A 305-nucleotide genomic window follows, 5' to 3' on the forward strand; every position below is an offset into this window, starting at 1 on the left:
TGAAGTGCTTAACTTGCATGAATTCTGCAGTACAAGCAAGCTTACTTCATAAACTGCTCATTCCCGACCATACCGATCTTGGTCACGCCCAGACGTTGGGCTGAGGCCATCACCGCGGCCACCGATTTGTATGGCACCACCGCGTTAGGACGCAGATGCACCTCAGGCTGGTCTGCCTGGGTCGCCACTTCAGTCAGCTTGGCTTCGAGTTCGTTACGGTTCGCCAATGCCACGCCATTCCACAATACCGTGCCGTCAAAGTCGACGTCGATGTTGACCACCACTGGCTCCACCGGATTCTTCGG

General features: G+C 55.4%; 1 protein-coding gene. It reads right to left on the reverse strand.

Going from position 1 to position 305, the window contains the following annotated elements; translation table 11 throughout:
- Positions 1-41: 41 nt before the first annotated feature.
- Positions 42-305 (reverse strand): ExbD/TolR family protein (locus KDM89_RS21420; protein ID WP_212689809.1); only part of this gene is annotated, 264 nt, incomplete at its 5' end.

The sequence above is a fragment of the Cognatundibacterium luofuense genome, from assembly GCF_018139685.1.
Lineage (GTDB): Bacteria > Pseudomonadota > Gammaproteobacteria > Burkholderiales > Burkholderiaceae_D > Undibacterium > Undibacterium luofuense.